This is a genomic window from Micropruina glycogenica (genome assembly GCF_900289045.1).
Classification (GTDB): Bacteria; Actinomycetota; Actinomycetes; order Propionibacteriales; family Propionibacteriaceae; genus Micropruina; species Micropruina glycogenica.
Genome location: NZ_LT985188.1, coordinates 2,827,885 through 2,847,631 on the forward strand (window position 1 = coordinate 2,827,885; position 19,747 = coordinate 2,847,631).

Consider the following 19,747-nt stretch of genomic DNA (forward strand, 5'->3'; position numbering starts at 1 on the left):
CATGCTCAGTCATGAAAAGCCTCCCTTTGCAGATACCCCCTGGGGGTATATGGGCAACGCGCACGCCGATGTCCCCATTCCCCGCAGCGGCCGCACCCGACGAACTTCATCGAAACTTCATCGAAACCGGCCGGGCCGACCATATGAGGCACGCGACCCTTGAAGGGACCCGCCGATCCACCGAACCGAGGACCCTCGATGACTACCACCCGCCCCCCACCGCCTCGCCGACACTGCCGAACCCCGGCGTCGCAGCGGCCGTCCTCGCGCTCACCGCAGTCGTCACCCTTACCGCCCTGTTGGGCCCGAGCCTCGTCGCCAACGACATGGGCATGACGATGAGCATGAACATGACCCACTACATGGAACTCCTCGCCGTCCACCAGCCCCGAAACCTGATCATCTTCATGGCCATCCCGGTCGTGCTCGCCGAGACCCTCGCCATCACCGAACTCGCCATCCTGTACATGCGCGACGCCACGCCCGCCTGGGTGCGCACCACCAGCCGCGTCGCCGGGCTCCTGGCCGGCCCCGTCATGGTCTCCATCTTCCTGCACCTACTGGTCAACGCCGTCATCCCGCTCACCCTGACCGGTAGCTGGCGCGGCCCCGCCGACGTCATCGCGGTGCTGTTCTACCTCTCCGGCGTAATCCCGCTCGCCGGCATCACCCTCGTCGAACTCGGCGTCATCGGCACCGGTGAAGGCAGAGCGCTCAAGCTGCACGCAATCCTCATCGCGATCTTCCTCGTCGTCGCCCACGTCGCCATGATCTTCGGAATGCTCGACCCGGCCATCCTCGGCTACCAAATGACCCACCAGCACTGACCCACGCTACACGGGTCTCGGCCCGGGCTTCTTGTAAGTGTGCTTGGCCCACCACGCAAACTGACGCTCCACTGGCCGCCGATATCAACCACCAGTCACAGCCGAACGGCGCCGCGATTCGGCCATGCCACATCGCGACCATCCCGGGCACCGGGACCGCGACCAACTGGCGCCGACCGGGCCGCGTTCAGAAGCCGGGGGTGCGGATGTTTCGACAGCCGCACCGCCTCAGGCGTCAGCAGCCTGACGCAGCCGCCGTCGCAGCACACGTTGGTGTCGCTATCACATCTACGCTTGTCAAGAGGCATTCGAGCGCAGGTTCGGCGCTGCCCGCTTTCGAGGCGGGATGCCTGCTGGACTTCCTGCTGACCGCCGTCCAACTCCGTTCACCGACGTTCGCCGCTGTCCGCGCAAGGGGCCGTATTCGAACAGGTTTGGGCAGCCAACTGAGACTGGAGTTGAGACCACAACTGAGACCACGGCCCGAAAACGCCCCTCCCGAGTCACCCTCGGGAAGGGCGTTTCCCCTTGTCAGAGCGGAGGTGGCGAGATTTGAACTCGCGATCGGGTTAACCCCGAAACCCGCTTAGCAGGCGGGCGCCATAGACCGGACTAGGCGACACCTCCTCGGCCGACTACTGAGCGTACTAGAGGCTCCGCGACCCCGGCAAAGCGGGCCGTGGCGACACACTCTCGAGTGCCCCACGAGGGCAGACCACCCTACTAGTGGAGTCAACTACTACACTCGGTGTGTCTCAAAACGAAAACCCGAGGAATCACACATGTCCGAGCCCAAACGCGCCTCGTCCGAACCAGCGGACGACGCGCCCGTCGCCGACCCTGTCGACAACCCCCGGCGGGTCGCCGGTCACGGCCGGTTCCGCTGGGCAGTGTTGTGGACGGTGCTCGGCACCCTGCTTCCTGGACTCGGCCTGTGGCACGCCGGACGCAAGGTGGCCGGATCCATCGTGATGGGCCTGTTCGCCCCGCTGATCATCACCGTGGCGTACCTGGCCACCGGCGGACGCGCCCGCATCTTCACGCTCGCCACCAACGTCGACGTGCTCAACGGCGTCGCCATCGGCATGATCGCCCTGGCGGTGCTCTGGGTCGTGGTGATCGCCACCACGCACTTGGCGCTGCGTCCGGTGCGCCCCACGGGCCTGCAGCGTGGACTCGGCGGTGCGCTGGTGCTCGTGCTGTCGCTGGCCGTCGCCACTCCGCTCGCCGTGGGCGCCGAATACTCCCACACCGCCGCGGTGACGCTGGGTTCACTCTTCAACGACGACTCCACCGACCCGGCCTCCACCACGTCCGCCACCCCGGGCTCGACCGCCAGCGCCGACCCCTGGAACGGCAAAGACCGCATCAACGTGCTGGTGATCGGCGGCGACTCGGGCACCAACCGCGACCCCAGCCTCGGCCTGCGCGCCGATGCCGTGATGATGGCGTCCATCGACACCCGCAGCGGCGCGGCCACGCTGTTCTCACTGCCCCGGCAGACGAGCAGAATCCCCTTCCCGAAGGGCTCGGTGCTGCACGACCTCTACCCCAACGGGTTCTACGACGGCGTCAGCGGTAACAACGCCGAATACTTTCTCAACGCCATGTACAACAACGTTCCGCCGCGCCTGGCCAAGGGCGCCCTCGGCGCGAACGTGAAGAACGTCGGCGCAGAGGTGATGAAGATCGGCGTCGGCGAGGCGCTGGGCCTGGGCAAGGCCGACTACTACGTGATCATCAACATGGACGGCTTCAAGTCGTTCATCAACGCGCTGGGCGGCATCACCCTGAACGTGAACTACCGCATTCCGATGGGCGGCAAGACCAGCGAGAACATTCCGCCGAAGGAGTGGATCGAGCCCGGGCCGAACCAGCACATGAACGGCCGGTACGCGCTCTGGTACGCCCGCGGCCGCTACCACGTGAAGGGCTCGGATTACAGCCGCATGGAGCGTCAGCGCTGCGTGATCAACGCCGTGGTGCAGCAGGCCAAGCCGGAGGTTGTGCTGGCAAACTTCGAGAAGATCGCGTCGGCCAGCACGAAGACCATCTCGACCGACATTCCGCGCAGCAAGCTGCCGGCCCTGATCGACCTGGCCATGAAGGTCAAGGGCACCAACCTGCACAGCGTGGTGTTCCAGCCGGGTGTGGTCGGCTGGGTCAGCGCCAACCCGCCGTGGGCGGCCGTGCAGCGCCGCGTGCAGCAGGCTCTGAAAGAGGCCGACAAGGCCGGGAGCAACAAGACGGCGACGGCGTCGGCCAGCCCGTCCGCCACGGAGTCGACGAGCGCCGAGCCGACCAAGAAGTCGACGAAGGCCGGCAAGACGGACGACCTGAGCGACTCCTGCGCCTACCATCCGGTCAAGGACTGACCCTTCTCGCTGGTCGAACTCTGCTCGCTGGTCGAGCTTGTCGAGACCGTTGGTAGGGCCTCGACCGACGAGATCAGGGCCACTCAGAGTTGGCTGCTGTAGCCGCGGCTCGCATCGAGCCGGCGCACCAGGTCGCCGGTCAGGTGAATCAGCTCGGCGGTGACCCCGCGCTGGCTGACCAGCCGCACCCGGTGGTCGGGGCCGTGGTGAATCACCAGGGTGGTGGGCGACTGGGTGAGCTTGGTCACGTCTTCCCACCGGCCCTCTTCGTGGGCGTCGGGGCCGTCGATCACATACCCGTCGTCGGTGAGTGCGACCCGCACCCGCATCTTGCGCCACGTGGTGGCGGCCACGATGCACAGCCCGACCGCGCCGGCCAACAGAATCCAACCGACGATCGATAGCGCGACGGGCAGCCGGGCCGCCGAGCCGGCCACGATCAGGCCGGCACCGGCAACGGCGAGCAATGCGGCGAGGCCGACGGCGCGCAGCGGCATGGGTGGAGTAAGCACATGAACGCGGGACGACACGCGGCGAGGGTGGGATTCGAACCCACGGAGCGTTTCCACTCGGCCGCTTTCAAGGCGGCTGCACTAGTCCACTATGCGACCTCGCCCGGCCTCACATCGTAGTGGTTGTCGCCGACACTCGTGACACGTGCCAGGCTTGGGCCATGCGAGCGATCGTGACGGACGGTTTCGGCGGGCCCGAGGTGCTGCAACTGGCCGAGGTGCCCGACCCGGTGGCGGGGCCGGGCGAGGTGGTGATCGCCGTGCTGGCTTCGGGGGTCAACCGGGCCGACCTGCTGCAGAGGCAGGGCCACTACCCGCCGCCCGACGGGGCGTCCGACATCATCGGACTCGAGGTGGCCGGCCACATCCACTCCATCGGCTCGGGTGTCGAGGGCTGGCAGGTCGGTGAGCCCTGCGTGGCCCTGCTGGCCGGTGGCGGCTACGCCGAACTGGTCGCGGTGCCGGCGGGTCAGGTCGTCCGGCCACCAGAAGGGGTCGATCTGGTCACCGCTGCCGGGGTGATCGAAGTCGCGGCCACGGTGGCGTCCAACCTGACCCGGGTTTCCCTGGCGCCTGGCGAGACGTTTCTGGTGCACGGCGGCACCGGCGGCATAGGCACGTTCGCCATTCAGTACGCGGCGGCCCTGGGTGCGCGGGTGTTCGCCACAGCAGGTACGGCCGACAAACTCGCCCTGTGCCGCGACCTCGGCGCCGAAGCGGCCTTCGACTACCACGACGACTGGTTGGGGGCGCTGCTCGGCGCCACCGCGGCACGCGGCGCTGACGTGATTCTCGACGTGATGGGTGCTGCGTACCTCGATTCGAACATCGACGCGCTCGCCGACGACGGACGGCTGGTGGTGATCGGCCTGCAGGGTGGCCGCAAGGGCACCCTCGACCTGTCGAAACTGCTGGCCAAGCGGGGGTTGGTGACGGCAACCAGCCTGCGCGGACGTCCGCTGGAACAGAAGGCGGCCATCTGCGTCGAGGTGCAACGAACGGTCTGGCCCATGTTCTCCGCGGGCCGCATCAAGCCCGCGTGGGAGACGCGCTTCCCGGCCGGCAGCGTCCGGGCCGCACACGAGCACCTCGCCTCGGGCGACGCGGTGGGCAAACTGGTGCTCACCTGGTCGTGACCGCGAAACGGCTGCCGGCTCCAGCAACGTGACTGCCCTTGTGACACGTAACTGCCTGCGTGCGGGCAGCGACGTGTCACAAAGGCAGTTACGTGGGCGGCACACAGAGAAAAGGACTGCCTTGACCCCTTGAGACCGCCCCGTTCCCCGGCGTGCTCAGTGCTGTGACGCCGTTTCTGCCGCGGCGAGCCCGGCCAGCACGTCGGCCGGGCTGAGGTCGTAGCCGGACGCTCCCTTGCCCGACCAGTTCACGCCGACCAGAAACCCGTTGCTCTCCAGATCGGGCAACCAGGCGTCGCGGAAGTCCACGAGGCTGACCGGTTCGAGCTCGAAGTCGCGATATGCGGGCACCGTGTCGACCACCTTCTGGGCCCGGCTCTTCAACGACCAGAACGGCATCGCACGTACCCCGTGCCGGTTCTTGGGTGCGGGAACTCCGCCGTCGTCGGCGACGGTGAACACCTGCTGGTTGCGAATCACCTCGGCGAAGAACGCCGAGGCCTGGGCTGCGCTGGTCGACATCGCAGCATCTTCGCAGATACCACCGATCCTGCTGGTCGAGCTCGTCGAGACCGCGGTAGAGGGGTCTCGACAGGCTCGCCCGGCGGCAGCGAACCGTCACGCGTGGCGCGAGCTAGGGACGGTTCCTAACTCGCGCCACTCGGAGATTGGCGTGAGTTGGGAACCGTCCCCAACTCACGCCACTTCAGCTGCGCCAGGTGTGCCACAGCCGGGCGTACTCGCCGCCGGCGTCCAGCAGTTCCTGGTGCGAGCCCAACTCGGCGATGCGGCCGTCGATGACCACCGCGATGCGGTCGGCGTCGTGCGCGGTGTGCAGCCGGTGCGCGATCGCCACCACCGTGCGTCCAGCCAGCAGAGCGGCCATCGACCCCTCGAGATGACGCGCGGTGCGCGGGTCGATCAACGACGTGGCCTCGTCGAGCACCAGCGTGTGCGGGTCGGCCACCACCAACCGGGCCAGCGCCACCTGCTGCGCCTGCGCCGGAGTGAGCTGGGTGCGCCCATGGCCGAGCACGGTGTCGAGGCCGTGCGGCAGCTTCTGCACCCAGTCGATGGCGTCCACCGCGCGCAGGGCGGCCAGCACCGCGGCATCACCCTGCTCGGGGGTCAACTGCTGATCGCGCGCCAGCACGATGTTGTCGCGCACGGTGCCGACGAACACGTGGTGCTCTTGCGTGACCAGCGCCACCTCGGTGCGCAGCAACTCCAGCGGCAGGGTCATCAGTTGCACCCCGCCGACCTCGACCTCACCGGTGCGCGGCCCGTTGATGCCTGCCAGCAGCCGGCCCAGCGTCGACTTGCCCGACCCGGACGGCCCCACCACCGCCAGCCGTTCCCCGGGCTGCAGGTCGAGGTCGACGCCGTGCAGCACGTCGCGGCCCTCGCGGTAGGCGAAGCGCAGGTCGTGGCCCACCAGGTGCTGATCCGCCGGACGAGCCTCACCCGGCACCCGGTCCTGCGGCACGTCGGCGATGCCCAGCAGACGCGTGGTCGCCGCCAGGCCGATCTGCAGCCGGTCGGCCACCTGAATCAGGCGGTCGAGCGGATCGACCAGCAACTGCACGTAGATCGCCGCCGTGGTGATCTGTCCGATCGTCACCCAGCCGTTGGCGTACCCCCAGGTGCCCAGCACCACCACGGCCACCAGCGGCAACTGGAAGCTCGCATCGAGAAAGATGAACAGCAGGTTGCGCAGCGTCATGGTGTAGCGCTCGGCCTGGTTGCTCACGTCGATGTCGCCCTCGCCGATGTCAATACGACGGTCTTGCAGGCCCAGCGCCTCGATGGTGCGCGCCCCCTCGACCGTTTCGGTCATCGACGAGTTGATGCGCGAGTAGGTGCCCGATTCGGTGATGTAGCCGGGCATGGCGCGGCGCAGGTAGACCCGGGTGACGGTGACCAGCACCGTGATCGAGATCGCCAGCGGCAAGGCCAAGAACCACGAGTTCAGCACCATCGCCACCAGGGTGAGCACGACGATCACCAGCGACATCACCAGTTGCGGGAACGCCCAGCGCACCGACTCGCTCATCTTCGACACGTCCGAGGTGATGCGGGTCAGCAGGTCACCCGAGCTGGCCGACTCGACCCGGCCCAGGGGCAGCCGCAGCACGGTGCGAACGATCGCCTCGCGGGCGGCGGCCAGCATGTCGTAACCGAACACGGCGGACGCCCGGCGGGCTGCGAAGGTGAGCAGCGACTGCAGCACCACGACTCCGGCCACGCCCAGAATGATCGCGTCGACGGCCGCCAGTGGGGTGTTGCCGGCCGCGACCTGGTCGACCAGGTCGCCAAGCATGCGGGGCACGATCAGGCCGGCGGTCGCCGCCAGCACGTTGAACGCGATCACGGCGGCCAGCAGCCAGCGCCGGGTCGACAGCAACGAACCCACGAAGGCGAAGGCCTTGGAGTTGTGCGCCACCGGCAGCCCCTGCTCGGGGTTGCGGGACGCCGCGAAGAATGCCTCGGCGATGTCTTGGCGCAGCCTGAACCGGTGCGCCAGGGCCGGCAGGCCCGGCAGCGGGTACGCCAGATCGGGTGGCAACTCGACCCGGTTGGGGGCGTCCGACCAGGTGGAGGCGGACGTGGCGAGTTGGTCAGTGCTCATCGTCGTCCTCCATTCCTCGGTTGATCACGGCCCGGTAGCCGGGGTGGTTGCGAATCAGGTACTCGTGGGTGCCGCTGGCCTGCAGCCGTCCGTCGGCCAGAAACGCCACCCGGTCGGCGCGGTGCACCAGCAGCGGCGACCCGGTCATCACCACGGTCGTGCGCCCGCGGCGATGGTCGGCCAGCCGGCCGGCGATCGCCTCTTCGGTGTGGGCGTCGACCGCCGAGGTGGGCTCGACCAGCACCAGCACCTCGGGGTCGGCCAACAGCGCCCGGGCCAGCACCACCCGCTGCCGCTGGCCGCCGGACAGTCCGCGACCCTTCTCGTCCACCCGGCTGGCCCAGCCGTGGGGCAGTCCGTCGAAGACGTCTTCGGCGGCGGCCGTCCAGAGCGCGCCTTCGGCCTGCTCACGGCTGTGCACGCCCAGCGGGTCGACGGCCTGCTGAAAGGTGCCGGCGAACAGCTGGCTGCCGGCGTCCGAGACGAGCACCCGCTCGCGCAACGACGCCATGCGGTAGTGCTGGTAGTCGAGCCCGTCGGCGGTGACGCCCCAGGGCGCGGTGGCCGTCTCGGCGTCGAGGCGAGCGGCCTCTGCTCTGCGGCGCTCCTTCTCGGCGCGCGCCAGCCGAGCGGCACGGCCCTTCAGGTCGTCGTCCTCCTCCGACTCGTCGAAATGCCGGCCGGTATCGGTCGGAAGGTAGCGTCCCAGGCGATCGGCCAGCGCGGCCGACTCGTCGGGGTCGGTGCTCACCACCACCAGAAACTCCCCCGGCTCGACGCTGACGCCCGAGCGCTCGTCGACCAGCCGTGGCCGCGGCGACACGTCGCGGCTGCCGTCGACCCAGGGCAGTTCGGCGTTCAGCAGTGCGATGGTCTTGCGCGCCGACACCAGCCCGCGCACCCATTTCTGCGCCACCTCGAACATGGTCTGCAGCGGCCAGACCATGAAGATCGCATAGCCGACGAAGCTGATCAGCTGGCCCAGGGTGAGCCGTCCGGCCATCATTTCGTGCGAGCCGAGCCACACCAGAATCACCAGCAGCAGGCCCGACAGCAGCACCGACAGGGTCTCGACAACCGCCTGCCAGGTGCCGGCCGTCACGCCGAGTCGCCGCACCCGCTGCGATTGGGTGGCGTAGTTGTCGCCGAAGGTCTTCTCGCCGCCGATGCCGCGCAGAATGCGCAGCCCGGCCACGATGTCGGCCGCCATCGAGGTGAGCTCACCGTTCTGGGTGCGCTCAGCGGTCTGGGCCCTGTTGAGCGGACGAAGCACCGGCGTCGCCGCGGCCACCATTATCGGCGCCACCAGCAGCACCACCAGCCCGAGAGGCCCGGACGTGCTGAGCATCAGGGCCGCGACCACGGCGAACGCGCCCAGCGCGCCGATCGCTCGGGCGACCACCTCGAACGTGGCACCGAAGATGTCTGAGTCGGACGACGAAATGCTCAGCACCTCGCCGGTCGGCATGCGCCGGTTGAGCACGTGCCCGAGTTGCACCGACTTGCGGGTGACGAGCTTCTGGGTGCCGTACAGCGAGATCAGCCAGCCGCGCACCGCGTAGGTGTGCATCACGATTCCGCTGGCCGCGCCGATCAGAATCACCACGGTGAGCAGCGACGCCCACAGGGCCGTGGCACCCCAGTCACCCACCAAGATGCCGGCGTCGATCGTTCGCCCCAGCAAGAACGGGCTCAACGCGCTGGGTAGAAACCACGCCAGGCTGGCGGCGGCGAATGCTGCGAGCACGTCGGACTGCACGCGCAGCGTCCACAGCAGAAATCGTGCTGGGCTGCGCGTGTCCGGCCTGGCGGTTTCGGCGCGCGTGTAGGCGTCGATCCGCGGTGGGAAATCGTGCATAGCCTTCCAACGTTACGCTCGCGGGCTGTCGTTGTCGACCGGCTGCGACAGCGCACCGGCGGGTCAGTGACTCAGTCGGGCGTTCGCGGGGCATCATGGGCGAACAGGTGCGAACAAGGAGGTCCGCGATGATCCAGGTGGTACCGATTCTTCGGGTCACCGACGTGGACGCGTCACTGGCCTGGTGGCAGCAACTCGGGTTCGTGCACGACTTCACCCACCGCTACGGCGGCGGCACCACCCACCGGTTCATGGGCATTCGGCGCGACGGGGCCGATGTGTTTCTCAGCGAGAACGTGGCCGACGCCACCGCCCCGGCCCTGGTTTTCGTGTGGGTGCCCGACGTGGACGTCATCGCCCGTCGGTTCGGCGTCGAGGTCGAGCAGCACCCCTGGGCCCGCGACTTCGAGGTGGTCGACCCCGATGGCAACCGGGTGCGGGTGGGCACCAAAGAGGTCGGCCAGTCGGCCTGAGGTCCGTCATGCCGGCGCACCCGACCGCCCGTCATCCCGGCGCACGCCGGGATCTCCCAACCGCACCCCACCGCCCACTCACGGCCCGTCATCCCGGCGCACGCCGGGATCTCCCAACCGCACCCCACCGCCCACTCACCACCCGTCATCCCGGCGCACGCCGGGATCTCCCGACCGCACCCATGCGCTGACTCAGGGGAGAGATTCCGGCTTTCGCCGGAATGACGGAACGGTGCCGGAATGACGCAACGGTGCCGAAATGACGATGCTCAGCGCAGGAACAACGCCCTCAGTCGCAGCGCGCAGAAGATCACGCCCGCCACCGACATCACGCCGAAGTAGGCCAGGTGCACCGCCGTCATCGGGCCGAACGCCCCGATCGAAAGCTGCCGCATCAACTCGACCCCGTGCCACAACGGCAATGCCTGAATGAACCACTGGACGGCCTGCGGGTACACGTCGATCGGAAACAGCGTGGACGAGAACATGAACATCGGCAGCAGCACGATGTTGATCAGCTCCATCTGCTGAAAGGTGCTGAACCAGCTGGTCACCGCCATGCCGACCGCGGCGAAACCGAGCGCGATCAGCAGAGCCACGGGCACCATGGCCAGCGCCCACCACGAGGTGGCGATGCCCAGCCCCGCCATCACGACCAGAAAGCCGCAGGCGTAGAGCAGCCCGCGAAACAGGGCCATGCCGATCTCGCCGGCAGCCACGTCGAGCGGGCCGAGCGAGGTCGACAGCATCGCCTCGTAGATTCGGGCGAACTTCATTTTGAAGAACACGTTCCAGGTGCTGTCGTAGATGGCGCCGTTCATGGCCGAAGTGGCCAGCAGGGCCGGCGCAATGAACGACAGGTACGACATCGGAGTGCCGTTCGGGCCGCTGACCTGGCCGACCATGCCGCCGAGGCCGTAGCCCATCGCGAGCAGGTAGAACACCGGCTCGAAGAAGCCCGACACCAGGATCGTCCAGTTCTGATTGCCGATCACCTTGAAGCCGCGTTCGAGCACGGCGCGCACGTTGCCGGCGTACAGCCCGGCCATGGCGGTCATCGACGGAGCCTTCTGGTGAAGACCCGAATCGCGGCCCAGACGCCGCCCGCCGTGCAACCGACCAGCACGGCCATGTGCACCACGGTGAGCCACCACGGGTTGGCCATGCCGTAGCAGACCACGCGGGCGAGCTGCGTACCGTGCCACATGGGCGAGACCCAGCCCACCCATTGCAGGTACCAGGGCATCGCCGTCAGCGGAAAGAACGTGCCCGCGAACAGAAACATGGGCATCACGATGAACCGCTGAATGAACGAGAACTGCGTGCCCTCGTCGGTCTGGGTGGCCGCGAAGGCCAGCAGCGGCGCACCGAACGCCAGTGCGGCCAAGGGTGCGATCAGCACCACCAGCCACGAGGCGGGCGAAACGACGGCGCCGAACAGCAACAGCGCCAGCCAGAAGATGACCGTTTCGGCGATGAAGCGCAGCCCTACTGCGGCCACTTCACCCAGTGCGATCTGGGCGGGGGTCAGCGGCGACGCGGCGGCGGCGAAGTAGTGCTTCTGCCACTTGAAGCCGCTCATCACCGGAAACGTGAACTCGCCGGTGGCCTCCATCACGATGGACGACACCAGCAACCCCGGCCCCACGAACACCAGGTAGCTGACCCCGTCGACGCCGCCCGCACCGGCGTCGACCAGGTTGCCCAGCCCCAACCCCATCGACGACAGGTACAGCAGCGGCAACCCGATCGCGCGAATCAGAATGGTCTGTAGATAGGCCCGCATGTTGATCAGCCGGTACTCGGCGTACAGCCACCAGCCCCATCTGCGCGTGATGCTGGCCTGAACGGAAGGCGCCAACGCCCGCCCCGTGTAGGCGAGGCGGTTCGAATCGGTGCCGAGAGTGATCGGCGTGGCTGCCCGGTCAGTCAATGAGAGACCGCCCCGTCAAGCGCAGAAACACGTCTTCGAGTGACGACCGCCGCACCAGCGAGGTGACCGGGTTCAACCCGCGACCCCGGACGTGTTCGAGCGCGGCCTCACCGTCGGCCGAGTACAGCAGCACGCGGTCGGGCAGCACCTCGATGCGCTCGGCCAGGTCGGCCAACTGCTCGACCACGGCCGCGTTGCGGTCGGAGCCGAATCGCACCTCGAGCACCTCGCGGGTGGAGTGCTCGCGAATCAGTTGGGCCGGCGACCCCTCGGCGACGATGCGACCGTGGTCCATCACCACCAGCCGGTCGCAGAGTTGCTCGGCTTCGTCCATGAAGTGGGTGGTGACCACCAGGGTCACGCCCTCTTCTTTCAGCCGGAACAGCCGGTCCCACAGAATGTGCCGAGCCTGCGGGTCGAGGCCGGTGGTGGGCTCGTCGAGCAGCAGAATGCGCGGCTCGTTGATCAGGCCGCGGGCGATGGTGAGCCGCCGCTTCATGCCGCCCGACAGGTTGTCGACCTTCTCGTTCGCCTTCTCGGTGAGTTGGGCAAACGCCAGCAGGTCATCGGCCCGTTGCTGCAGATAGGCCCGCGGCAAGCCGAAATACCGGCCGTAGGTGATCAGGTTCTCGCGGCAGCGCAGTTCGGTGTCGAGGTTGTCTTGCTGCGGAATGACGCCCAGGTTGGCCCGTACATCGGGGCCCTGCACTTCGGGGTCCATGCCCAGCACCGTCAGGGTGCCGGCGGTGCGCAGCGACGTGCCGCCGATCATGCGCATGGTGGTGGACTTGCCCGCGCCGTTGGGCCCGAGCAGGCCGAACGACTCGCCCGCCGCGACCTCAAAGTCGATGCCGTCGACGGCGTTGAGGTCGCCATAGCTTTTGACCAACCCACGGGCTTCGATCACCGACACGATGGGCAACCTACCAACGGCCCCTGACAGTAATGAACTTCGCCAACGGCGACGCGTTCTTCATGGTGCGGTTGTGAGATTCCGGCGTTCGCCGGAATGACGGGAGCGCCAGCCGGTTTGATGGGCATCGTCCTTTCGGACGACCCAGCCGCCCACTCGTCCCTTGTCGAGCCTGTCGAGACCCTGGTTTCGACAGGCTCAACCAGCAGGGACGCGGCCACCGATCGGCCACCACCTCAGCCGACTGGTTGCGGCACCCGCTGCACACTCACCACCGACCAGGCGAACAGAGCCGCTGCCGCCAGATACGCCACCCCGAACGCCATGCGGCCGACCGGCGGCAGGTAGAACTGCGGCAGCACCAGGGCGATCGCGATGCCGAGCGGCCAAGCCAGCCACGTGTTCGTCCGACGTGCCCAGGTCAGCGCCACCGCAACGCCCGAGACCGCCAGTAACACCAGCCCGAGACCGAACGTGGTGATCGCCGCGGGCTGATTGCGAATGTCCGGCACGAGGGTCAGCAGGTCAAGCTGTCCGGCGGCGGCGTGGCTGCCGATCACATGCAAGGCGAACGTCTCGGCACCGTAGTACGGCAGCACCAGCACCGCACCGGCCAACCCGCTCCAGCGCGCGACGCGGGCCGTGAACGAGGTGCGATCGACATCGGCCACCCGCAACGCCAGCCGCGCGAACATCACCAAGGCCAACGCCCCGCACACGTGGGCGACCACCCACCACGTCGACGCGAACGCCTCCGCCTGCACCTGGGGCGACGACACCTCGCCGGGCGAGTCGCCGTACGGACGCAGCAGCAGATACAACGCCATCAGCAGGCCAGGGCCGACCGCAGGCATCAGCAGGTCTCGAACGCTGAACACGCGCGTGGTGGTCCTCATTGAAACTCCTTTATAGATTTGAGAGCACCGCTCTCGTAACTGAAGATAGAGCACCGCTCTCTGATTTACAAGAGCACCGCTCTCGAATGTGTGGCAGAATGGCGACGACAACTAAGGGAGCACGTCATGGGCGTCCGCGACGAGAGCCGCCGCCAGGTCACCGCAGCGATCCGCGCCGCCGCCCGTCGGCAGATCGCCGAGGTGGGTGGTGGGGCCCTGTCGATGCGCGCGATCGCCCGCGAGGTTGGTCTGGTGTCGTCGGCGGTCTATCGCTACTTTCCGACGCGCGAGGCGCTGCTCACAGCGATGATCGTCGAGAGCTACGGCAATCTGGCCTCCGCGCTACCTGCCACCGAGGGGCTGGCGGGTGCAGAGGCGTGGCGGACGCTCGGCCGGGGCCTGCGCGCTTGGGCGCGGTCGGTGCCCCACGAGTTTCAGTTGATCTACGGCACGCCGATTCCGGGCTACGTGGCGCCGCCCGAAACCGTGCCCGCCGCCGCAGCGGTCGCCGAACCGTTTCTGCGCCTCGCCCCGCGAAGCGCGCCGGACGCCTTCGGCGACCCCGTTCTCGCCGACCAGTTCGGCGCCCTCGGCACCACGTTTCCCGACGCCGACGGGGCGGGCTTGGCGGCCGTGCTCGCCGAACTCGCGGCCCTGATCGGCTTCATCAGCCTCGAACTGTCGGGCCACTTCGTCGGCACCGCCGACCCTGCCGACGCCCTGTACGAAGCGTTACTCAGCAGACAGGTGGCCACACTGGGCCTGGCATGAGCGGTTTGTCTGGGCCCGGCGTAACCCCTGGTCAACGAGAGATTCGGCACCCTGGCCGCCGTGTCGGGCGTCAGCGCAGATCTTTGTCTTGACCCGGGGGCAACTGCCGATTCTGCTCAGGGGCAGACTGGCGCCGGTGGCCGCCACCCCCGAACCAGCCCATCAGCAGCGGGATCGCGGTGCCCAGCATCGGCCACATCGGCCAGTAGTAGATGAAGTGACCCGTACCCACCACGGTCATCAACCAGATCAGGTTGAACATCACCGCCATGCCCAGCCACCAGCGAGGGAATCGGCTCATGCTGAGACCGCGCGAACCCTGGCCGGAAGGCGGCATGGCGGACTGCGCGAAACCACCTGGATCGACGGCCAGGTCGCCCAGCACCGGCACCAGTTCGCCGAGGGTCTTGCTGTTCATCGCCTGGTTCACGCGCTGGTCGTATTCGTCCTTGTCGAGCCGTCCTTCGGCATAGGCGTCGGCGAGCATCGACGCGGCGTTGGTGCGGTCGGCGTCCGAGGCGCGCACCTGCTGGTAACGCGCGTCTCGGGGGTCGGCCGAAAACCTCGCCCAACCCTGGCCGCCCGAGTTCGGCGGCTGCGGAAGGTTCTGCCACTGTGGTGTCGACATGCTGGCGCTCCTCGAACGATCACCGGGCCACCGGGGGCGGCCGCCAGACTGACACCTTAACCCCGACGGTTGCAGACCATGGCGAGCGGTCGTTCGGCGAGTAGCCTGGCGACGACCCACGAGTGCGAAGGAGCATATTGATGACGAACGGTGACGGCCAGGCCATCGGCAACCCGGGCCCCAACTTCGACGACGCCGACGATCGTGTCGCCGTCGGCAACCCCGGCCCCGCCCTCGACCCCGAGGCCGAAATCAATCGCGAGCGGGCGATCGGCAACCCGGGCCCGGCCGAGGATTCCGGCGAAGAGTTCGACTACGACAAGGCGATCGGCGACCCCGGCCCCCAGAACTGACTCGCCCGGCGGACGAGCTCGAACCGCCGGTCGAGCGTGTCGAGACTAGATCCGATCTGCCGCGGCAAGCTGGATCGGCCTACGGTCTGAAGACTTCCTGAAGAGCGGCTGCCGACCCGCTACGAATCGGTCGACGAAGGGTCGCGCCCACGCCAAGTGCGCGCACCATCGAAGGCATGGATCCGCTCACTCAGGCGCAGACTGTGCGGCGCGTCGTCGACCGGCTGGCCTTCGGGCTACCCGCGCACGACCTCGACGCGCTCACCCGGCGGGGGCCGGACGGCGCGGCCCGGGCTTTGCTCGGCCGCGCCGCGGCCGCCCCGACGCCACCGGAGTTCGAGCAGGTGCCCGAGCGGGTCAAGGGTGAGAGCACCGTGGCCAAGAAGGCCCGTCGGGTGGTGCTGCGCGCCAACGCCGTGACCCTGGCCACTTGGTGGCTGTCGCAGCTGATCACCAGCCCCGACCCGGCCCGCGAGCGGTTGACCTGGTTCTGGCACGGGCACTTCGCGACCTCGATTCAGAAGGTGCGGCTCGCCCACCTGATGCTCACCCAGAACCAGACGTTCCGCAGCCTGGGCGGTGCATCGTTCGGCCCGCTGGCCCACGCCCTGATCGTCGACCCGGCGCTGATGGTGTGGCTGGACGCCCCAAAGAACCGCACCGGCTCGCCCAACGAGAACCTCGCCCGCGAGTACCTGGAGCTGTTCACCCTCGGCCACGGCAACTACACCGAGGCCGACGTCACCGCGGCCGCCCGCGCGCTGACCGGCTTCACCCTGCAGCGCGACGGCGGCACCGCGGTGGCCACGCTGCGGCCGCGCCGGCACGACAGTGGCCAGAAGACGCTGCTGGGCCGCACCGGCGACCTCGGCGCCGACGACGTGGTCGACCTGGCCCTGGCCCAACCCGCGTCGGCGACCTTCGTGATCTCGCGACTCTGGGCCCGCTTCGTCAGCCATGAGCCGCCCCCTGCCGCGCACCTGGAACGCCTCACCACCGCGTACGGCCCCGAGCGGCGCCTCGACCGGCTGCTGCTCGCGCTGGTCGCCGACCCCGGTTTCTCTTCGCCCGAGCTGTCACTGGTGAAAGAACCCGTGCTGTGGCTGGTCGGGTTGACCCGCCAACTCGGGGTGAGTGCCGACCAGCTCGCCGCCCCCCTCAAGGACGGCCGCACGACCACCCTCGCCCAGAGCCTGTTGGCAGGGTTGGCCGGCATGGGCCAGGTGCCGTTCCGGCCGCCGAGCGTGGGCGGCTGGCCGTCCGGGCGCGGGTGGCTGTCGAGCGGTGCCGCGGCCACCAGGCTGGCGCTGGCCACCCGGGTCGCCGCCGCGGCCACCCCGAAGCTGACCGGAACCACCAGGGCCAGGGTGGCCGCCACCGGTCGCCTGCTGGGCGTGGACGCCTGGTCGACGCGCACCGCCGACGCCCTGGCCGGCGTGGCCGACCGGCCCGCCCAACTGGTGGCCCTGGCCGCCTGCAGCCCCGAGTACATCGTCAGTCGCTAGTGCCGTCACGAGGAGCAGCCATGACCACACCCACCCTGCCGACCACAGTGCACACCACCACCCGGCGCCGCTTTCTGACCTGGTCGGGGGTGACCGCCGGCGCCCTCGTGGCCGGCGGGGCCGCCACGCTGTCGTGGCCGCAGTTGTTCGCAGCCGCCCAACGCACCCCGCTCGACCCACAGGCCGGCGTGCTGGTCGTGGTCACCCTGTACGGCGGCAACGACGGGCTGAACACCGTGGTGCCCGCAGCCGACCCGGCCTACGCAGCGGCCCGTCCCGACCTGGCGTACCGACCCGACGAGGTGCTCGACGTCGGCACCGGCCTCGGCCTCAACCCCGGCCTCAAAGGGCTCAAGAGCTTGTGGGACGACAAGTCGCTGGCCATCGTGCACGGCGTCGGCTACCCCCAACCCGACCGCAGCCATTTCGCCTCGATGGCGATCTGGCAGTGCGGCTCACCAGGCACGCCCGCGACCTCGGGCTGGCTCGGCCGCTGGCTCGACTTGGCGCCCGACCCGGTCAAGGCGCTGGCCCTCGACCCGGTGCTGCCGCCGCTGCTGGCCGGCACCCGCACCGCCGGCTCGACGCTCGGCCGTACCCGGCTGGCCCTGCCCCGCGGCGCGGCCGGACGCACCGTGGCAGGGTTGGCCCTGCCCAGCCCGTCCGACGGGCCCTGGCAGGCAGCAGCCGCCACCTCACTGGCCGACCTGGTGAAGGCGTCCGGCACGTTTCACGACGCTGTGGCCGAGATCGACGACCAGCAAGACGAGACCACCGCACCCGGCGGCAGTGCCGGCGGCCAGTCCGACCTGGCCAAGCAGCTCGCCATCGTGGCCGGCCTGGTCGAACTGGGCGTACCCACCCGGGTCTACTCGGTGTCGCTCGGCGGGTTCGACACCCATTCGGACGAACGCGGCACCCAAGAGCGGCTGCTCGCCCAGTTGGACGCCGCCCTGGCCGGCTTCGCCGCCCGGCTGGCCAAGACCGAGCGCGGCCGGCAGGTGGTCACCATGGTCTATTCGGAGTTCGGCCGCCGGGTGCACGCCAACGCCTCCGAAGGCACCGACCACGGCACCGCCGGCCCGATGTTCGTGTTCGGCCGCGGCGTGCAGGGGGGCCACTACGGCAGCCAGCCCAGCCTCACCGACCTCGACGAAGGCGACCTGCGGGCGTCCACCGACTTTCGCGACGTGTACGGCTCGATGCTCACCGGCGTGCTCGGCGCCGACCCGGGCCAGGTGCTGAACGGCTGGACGAACACCGTGCCCCGACTGTTCGGCTGAGCGTGAACGGGATTGGGGTTCCGAATACCGTTCACCATCCCCCCACTGACCGGAAAGGGAGACGGTTCCGACTATCGTTCAGGCTGCCTCCGTCCCGATTTCTGGCTTGCCAGAGCAAAGTGCGCCGGCTCAGATGAACGGGAATCGGAACCGTCCCCAATACCCGCCAGACTTCGGTCAGCGGTGATACCGCAACGAGTTCGGACGGCACTCGGCCTCGGTGCCGATGCGCAGGTCGGGGCTGACCTTGCCGTCGTCGCGCAGCGTCAGCAGCCGGGCGGCCACCCGGTCGCGGATCGTCCACGGGTCGAGGGTGTTCAGGTAGATCTTGGTGGCGCCCTCGAAGCCGGCCAGGGTCGAGATGCGCCACTTCAGCACGATGCGCCAGGGCATGGCCACATCGACGTCGATCGGCCGGTAATGCCACTCTTCGTTCGAGGGCACGTCCACCCCGGTGGCCGCATGCATCGCGTGCAGCATGTCAGACATGCCGCGCAGCTCTTCGGGCGCCTGCTCCCACGGGTCGCATTCGGCGCTCTTGCTGTAGATCTCAAGGGACGGGAAGCGGTGCCCGAAGCCTGCGAACGCGATGGCGTGGTCGTTCTCGGCCAGCACCAGATTCTTGTAACCCGCGTAGTTCACCGCGTTCTCGTTGAACACGTTGGGGTTGTCGCGCAGCAGCGCCACGGCCCGCTCGGCCTGCACACCGCGCTCGTCCACGGCCACCAGTTGCTTGTGCAGGTGATCGAAGGACGCGCCGGCCGGCTTCAGCCAGTTCTGAAACACCACCACGTAGCGGGCGTAGCGGTTCAGGTTGAACAGCGCCTGAATGGACTCGACCGTGAACGACAGCAGGGCCCCGTGCTCGTCGGGCGTCATGGTGCCAGAGGCGGCCAGTTGGGTGTTGTCTGTGGCGCCGTCCACGAAATGTCGGCGGCTGATGATCACGTCATGCCCGCCCCCGAAGAAGCCCGACGCGAAGTCGACCTGTTCGGCCTCAGTCATCGCGTCCACCTGCTCGTGGGTGCGGCCGCCGGCCAGCAGTTTGGTGCGGGCCACGCCCAGCACATGGTCGCGACCGATCGGCGAGTCGAGGTAGGCCGCCTTACGCGCCGCCACCCGCGGCGGCAGGGTGTAGCCGTAGTTGGCGTTCCAGTACTGATAGCTCAGAATCTCGAACAGGTTCGGCACCCGGCGAAACTCGGCGACGGTGGTGAACAACTCCTCGGCCGTGGTGCCGTAGCGCACCTCGCGGGTGCCGTCGGGGTGCCTGATCATGCGCGACTTCTCGGGCGGCGTCTCCAGGTAGCGCTGCTCGCAGAAGGGGCAGTACCGGCCCTGCATGGCCGGGTCGAGCGGCACCGGATCGGGCAGCGTCACACCCAGCGGCCTGTTGCCGCGCCCGGCCACGGTCCACACCTCGGTGCCCGAGAAAGGGTTCAGTTGCTTGACGGTGCCGTCGGCCATCATGGTCAACCAGTCCGGCTCGCGGTGGGACGTCAGCATGGGTAGAGCTCCCCTGGATTCTGTAGTGCCCCTCAGGGTAGCGTCAGGCTCAGTTGGTTCGGCACCGACCCACCCCCCGAGGGTCTCCGACCGACGGAATCGCCTTCCGGCATCGCCACCCGGTAACCGATCGGCACCATTCCGCAGAC

At 68.6% G+C, this 19,747-nt stretch carries 18 protein-coding genes and 2 tRNA genes; 8 read left to right on the top strand and 12 right to left on the bottom strand.

Features of this window, described 5'->3' with window-relative positions; genetic code table 11:
- Positions 1–68 precede the first annotated feature (68 nt).
- Positions 69–827, top strand: coding sequence for a DUF6803 family protein (locus tag MPLG2_RS19065; protein ID WP_197709946.1), 759 nt, complete (start codon positions 69–71; stop codon positions 825–827).
- A gap of 537 nt (positions 828–1,364) precedes the next feature.
- Here MPLG2_RS19065 and MPLG2_RS13270 read toward each other — a convergent pair.
- A tRNA-Ser gene (locus tag MPLG2_RS13270) sits at positions 1,365–1,454 on the bottom strand.
- Between the two features lie 155 nt (positions 1,455–1,609).
- Here MPLG2_RS13270 and MPLG2_RS13275 point away from each other — a divergent pair.
- Complete coding sequence (locus tag MPLG2_RS13275; RefSeq protein ID WP_105186539.1) at positions 1,610–3,202, top strand: LCP family protein; 1,593 nt, start codon at positions 1,610–1,612, stop codon at positions 3,200–3,202.
- Positions 3,203–3,285: 83 nt separating this feature from the next.
- Here the strand turns inward: MPLG2_RS13275 and MPLG2_RS13280 are convergent, their stop codons facing one another.
- Together MPLG2_RS13280 and MPLG2_RS13285 are read right to left on the bottom strand one after the other, a co-directional pair.
- A complete protein-coding gene (locus tag MPLG2_RS13280) occupies positions 3,286–3,699 on the bottom strand; it encodes a hypothetical protein (protein ID WP_105186540.1) in 414 nt (137 codons plus the stop codon).
- Between the two features lie 34 nt (positions 3,700–3,733).
- Positions 3,734–3,818: transfer RNA gene (locus tag MPLG2_RS13285), tRNA-Ser, on the bottom strand.
- Positions 3,819–3,875: 57 nt separating this feature from the next.
- Here MPLG2_RS13285 and MPLG2_RS13290 point away from each other — a divergent pair.
- A complete protein-coding gene (locus MPLG2_RS13290) occupies positions 3,876–4,850 on the top strand; it encodes an NAD(P)H-quinone oxidoreductase (RefSeq protein WP_105186541.1) in 975 nt (324 codons plus the stop codon).
- A 156-nt stretch (positions 4,851–5,006) separates the two neighbouring features.
- Here MPLG2_RS13290 and MPLG2_RS13295 read toward each other — a convergent pair whose 3' ends face one another.
- The 3 genes from MPLG2_RS13295 to MPLG2_RS13305 form a co-directional block, all read right to left on the bottom strand.
- On the bottom strand, positions 5,007–5,372 hold the full coding sequence (locus MPLG2_RS13295) for a DUF2750 domain-containing protein (RefSeq protein WP_105186542.1): 366 nt from the start codon (positions 5,370–5,372) through the stop codon (positions 5,007–5,009).
- A 184-nt stretch (positions 5,373–5,556) separates the two neighbouring features.
- Positions 5,557–7,479 carry an ABC transporter ATP-binding protein gene (locus MPLG2_RS13300; RefSeq protein WP_105186543.1) on the bottom strand — a complete coding sequence of 641 codons (1,923 nt, stop codon included), beginning with the start codon at positions 7,477–7,479 and terminating at the stop codon, positions 5,557–5,559.
- Entirely contained in the window at positions 7,469–9,337 is a 1,869-nt protein-coding gene (locus tag MPLG2_RS13305; RefSeq protein ID WP_105186544.1) for an ABC transporter transmembrane domain-containing protein, read from the bottom strand. The genes MPLG2_RS13300 and MPLG2_RS13305 overlap by 11 nt, the downstream gene beginning before the upstream one ends.
- 128 nt (positions 9,338–9,465) lie before the next feature.
- Here MPLG2_RS13305 and MPLG2_RS13310 point away from each other — a divergent pair, with 128 nt between their 5' ends.
- On the top strand, positions 9,466–9,810 hold the full coding sequence (locus MPLG2_RS13310) for a glyoxalase superfamily protein (protein ID WP_105186545.1): 345 nt from the start codon (positions 9,466–9,468) through the stop codon (positions 9,808–9,810).
- 269 nt (positions 9,811–10,079) lie between these two features.
- On the opposite strand, the gene MPLG2_RS13315 is transcribed toward MPLG2_RS13310, so the two are convergent.
- The 4 genes from MPLG2_RS13315 to MPLG2_RS13330 all read right to left on the bottom strand — a co-directional run bounded on the left by MPLG2_RS13315 (position 10,080) and on the right by MPLG2_RS13330 (position 13,552).
- Positions 10,080–10,868, bottom strand: coding sequence for an ABC transporter permease (locus MPLG2_RS13315; RefSeq protein ID WP_105186546.1), 789 nt, complete (start codon positions 10,866–10,868; stop codon positions 10,080–10,082).
- Positions 10,865–11,743, bottom strand: coding sequence for an ABC transporter permease (locus MPLG2_RS13320; protein ID WP_197709947.1), 879 nt, complete (start codon positions 11,741–11,743; stop codon positions 10,865–10,867). The genes MPLG2_RS13315 and MPLG2_RS13320 overlap by 4 nt, the downstream gene beginning before the upstream one ends.
- Positions 11,736–12,656, bottom strand: coding sequence for an ABC transporter ATP-binding protein (locus MPLG2_RS13325; protein ID WP_425543089.1), 921 nt, complete (start codon positions 12,654–12,656; stop codon positions 11,736–11,738). Before MPLG2_RS13325 ends, MPLG2_RS13320 begins: the two co-directional genes overlap by 8 nt.
- 236 nt (positions 12,657–12,892) lie before the next feature.
- On the bottom strand, positions 12,893–13,552 hold the full coding sequence (locus MPLG2_RS13330; RefSeq protein WP_158681204.1) for a hypothetical protein: 660 nt from the start codon (positions 13,550–13,552) through the stop codon (positions 12,893–12,895).
- A gap of 126 nt (positions 13,553–13,678) precedes the next feature.
- Between MPLG2_RS13330 and MPLG2_RS13335 the strand changes: the two genes are divergently transcribed.
- The gene (locus MPLG2_RS13335) at positions 13,679–14,323 is read left to right on the top strand and encodes a TetR/AcrR family transcriptional regulator (RefSeq protein WP_105186549.1); all 645 of its coding nucleotides are present in this window, start codon (positions 13,679–13,681) and stop codon (positions 14,321–14,323) included.
- Between the two features lie 70 nt (positions 14,324–14,393).
- On the opposite strand, the gene MPLG2_RS13340 is transcribed toward MPLG2_RS13335, so the two are convergent.
- Positions 14,394–14,951 carry a DUF1707 SHOCT-like domain-containing protein gene (locus MPLG2_RS13340; RefSeq protein ID WP_105186550.1) on the bottom strand — a complete coding sequence of 186 codons (558 nt, stop codon included), beginning with the start codon at positions 14,949–14,951 and terminating at the stop codon, positions 14,394–14,396.
- Between the two features lie 140 nt (positions 14,952–15,091).
- Here MPLG2_RS13340 and MPLG2_RS13345 point away from each other — a divergent pair, with 140 nt between their 5' ends.
- The 3 genes from MPLG2_RS13345 (at position 15,092) to MPLG2_RS13355 (ending at position 18,092) form a co-directional block, all read left to right on the top strand.
- Positions 15,092–15,304 (top strand): hypothetical protein, encoded by a 213-nt coding sequence (locus MPLG2_RS13345; RefSeq protein WP_105186551.1) that lies wholly within the window; start codon positions 15,092–15,094, stop codon positions 15,302–15,304.
- Positions 15,305–15,480: 176 nt separating this feature from the next.
- Positions 15,481–16,809, top strand: a complete 1,329-nt coding sequence (locus MPLG2_RS13350) for a DUF1800 domain-containing protein (RefSeq protein WP_105186552.1) — start codon at positions 15,481–15,483, stop codon at positions 16,807–16,809.
- Positions 16,810–16,829: 20 nt separating this feature from the next.
- Positions 16,830–18,092: a DUF1501 domain-containing protein gene (locus MPLG2_RS13355; protein ID WP_105186553.1), complete on the top strand. Its 1,263-nt coding sequence runs from the start codon at positions 16,830–16,832 to the stop codon at positions 18,090–18,092.
- Between the two features lie 177 nt (positions 18,093–18,269).
- Here MPLG2_RS13355 and MPLG2_RS13360 read toward each other — a convergent pair whose 3' ends face one another.
- Positions 18,270–19,598 (bottom strand): DUF4921 family protein, encoded by a 1,329-nt coding sequence (locus tag MPLG2_RS13360; protein WP_105186554.1) that lies wholly within the window; start codon positions 19,596–19,598, stop codon positions 18,270–18,272.
- Between the last annotated feature and the right edge of the window lie 149 nt (positions 19,599–19,747).

Coding starts and splice junctions, on each gene's coding strand:
- MPLG2_RS19065 (WP_197709946.1), top strand. CDS start 69: ATGTCCCCATTCCCCGCAGCGGCCGCACCCGACGAACTTCATCGAAAC.
- MPLG2_RS13275 (WP_105186539.1), top strand. CDS start 1,610: ATGTCCGAGCCCAAACGCGCCTCGTCCGAACCAGCGGACGACGCGCCC.
- MPLG2_RS13280 (WP_105186540.1), bottom strand. CDS start 3,699: ATGCCGCTGCGCGCCGTCGGCCTCGCCGCATTGCTCGCCGTTGCCGGT.
- MPLG2_RS13290 (WP_105186541.1), top strand. CDS start 3,876: ATGCGAGCGATCGTGACGGACGGTTTCGGCGGGCCCGAGGTGCTGCAA.
- MPLG2_RS13295 (WP_105186542.1), bottom strand. CDS start 5,372: ATGTCGACCAGCGCAGCCCAGGCCTCGGCGTTCTTCGCCGAGGTGATT.
- MPLG2_RS13300 (WP_105186543.1), bottom strand. CDS start 7,479: ATGAGCACTGACCAACTCGCCACGTCCGCCTCCACCTGGTCGGACGCC.
- MPLG2_RS13305 (WP_105186544.1), bottom strand. CDS start 9,337: ATGCACGATTTCCCACCGCGGATCGACGCCTACACGCGCGCCGAAACC.
- MPLG2_RS13310 (WP_105186545.1), top strand. CDS start 9,466: ATGATCCAGGTGGTACCGATTCTTCGGGTCACCGACGTGGACGCGTCA.
- MPLG2_RS13315 (WP_105186546.1), bottom strand. CDS start 10,868: ATGACCGCCATGGCCGGGCTGTACGCCGGCAACGTGCGCGCCGTGCTC.
- MPLG2_RS13330 (WP_158681204.1), bottom strand. CDS start 13,552: ATGAGGACCACCACGCGCGTGTTCAGCGTTCGAGACCTGCTGATGCCT.
- MPLG2_RS13335 (WP_105186549.1), top strand. CDS start 13,679: ATGGGCGTCCGCGACGAGAGCCGCCGCCAGGTCACCGCAGCGATCCGC.
- MPLG2_RS13340 (WP_105186550.1), bottom strand. CDS start 14,951: ATGTCGACACCACAGTGGCAGAACCTTCCGCAGCCGCCGAACTCGGGC.
- MPLG2_RS13345 (WP_105186551.1), top strand. CDS start 15,092: ATGACGAACGGTGACGGCCAGGCCATCGGCAACCCGGGCCCCAACTTC.
- MPLG2_RS13350 (WP_105186552.1), top strand. CDS start 15,481: ATGGATCCGCTCACTCAGGCGCAGACTGTGCGGCGCGTCGTCGACCGG.
- MPLG2_RS13355 (WP_105186553.1), top strand. CDS start 16,830: ATGACCACACCCACCCTGCCGACCACAGTGCACACCACCACCCGGCGC.
- MPLG2_RS13360 (WP_105186554.1), bottom strand. CDS start 19,598: ATGCTGACGTCCCACCGCGAGCCGGACTGGTTGACCATGATGGCCGAC.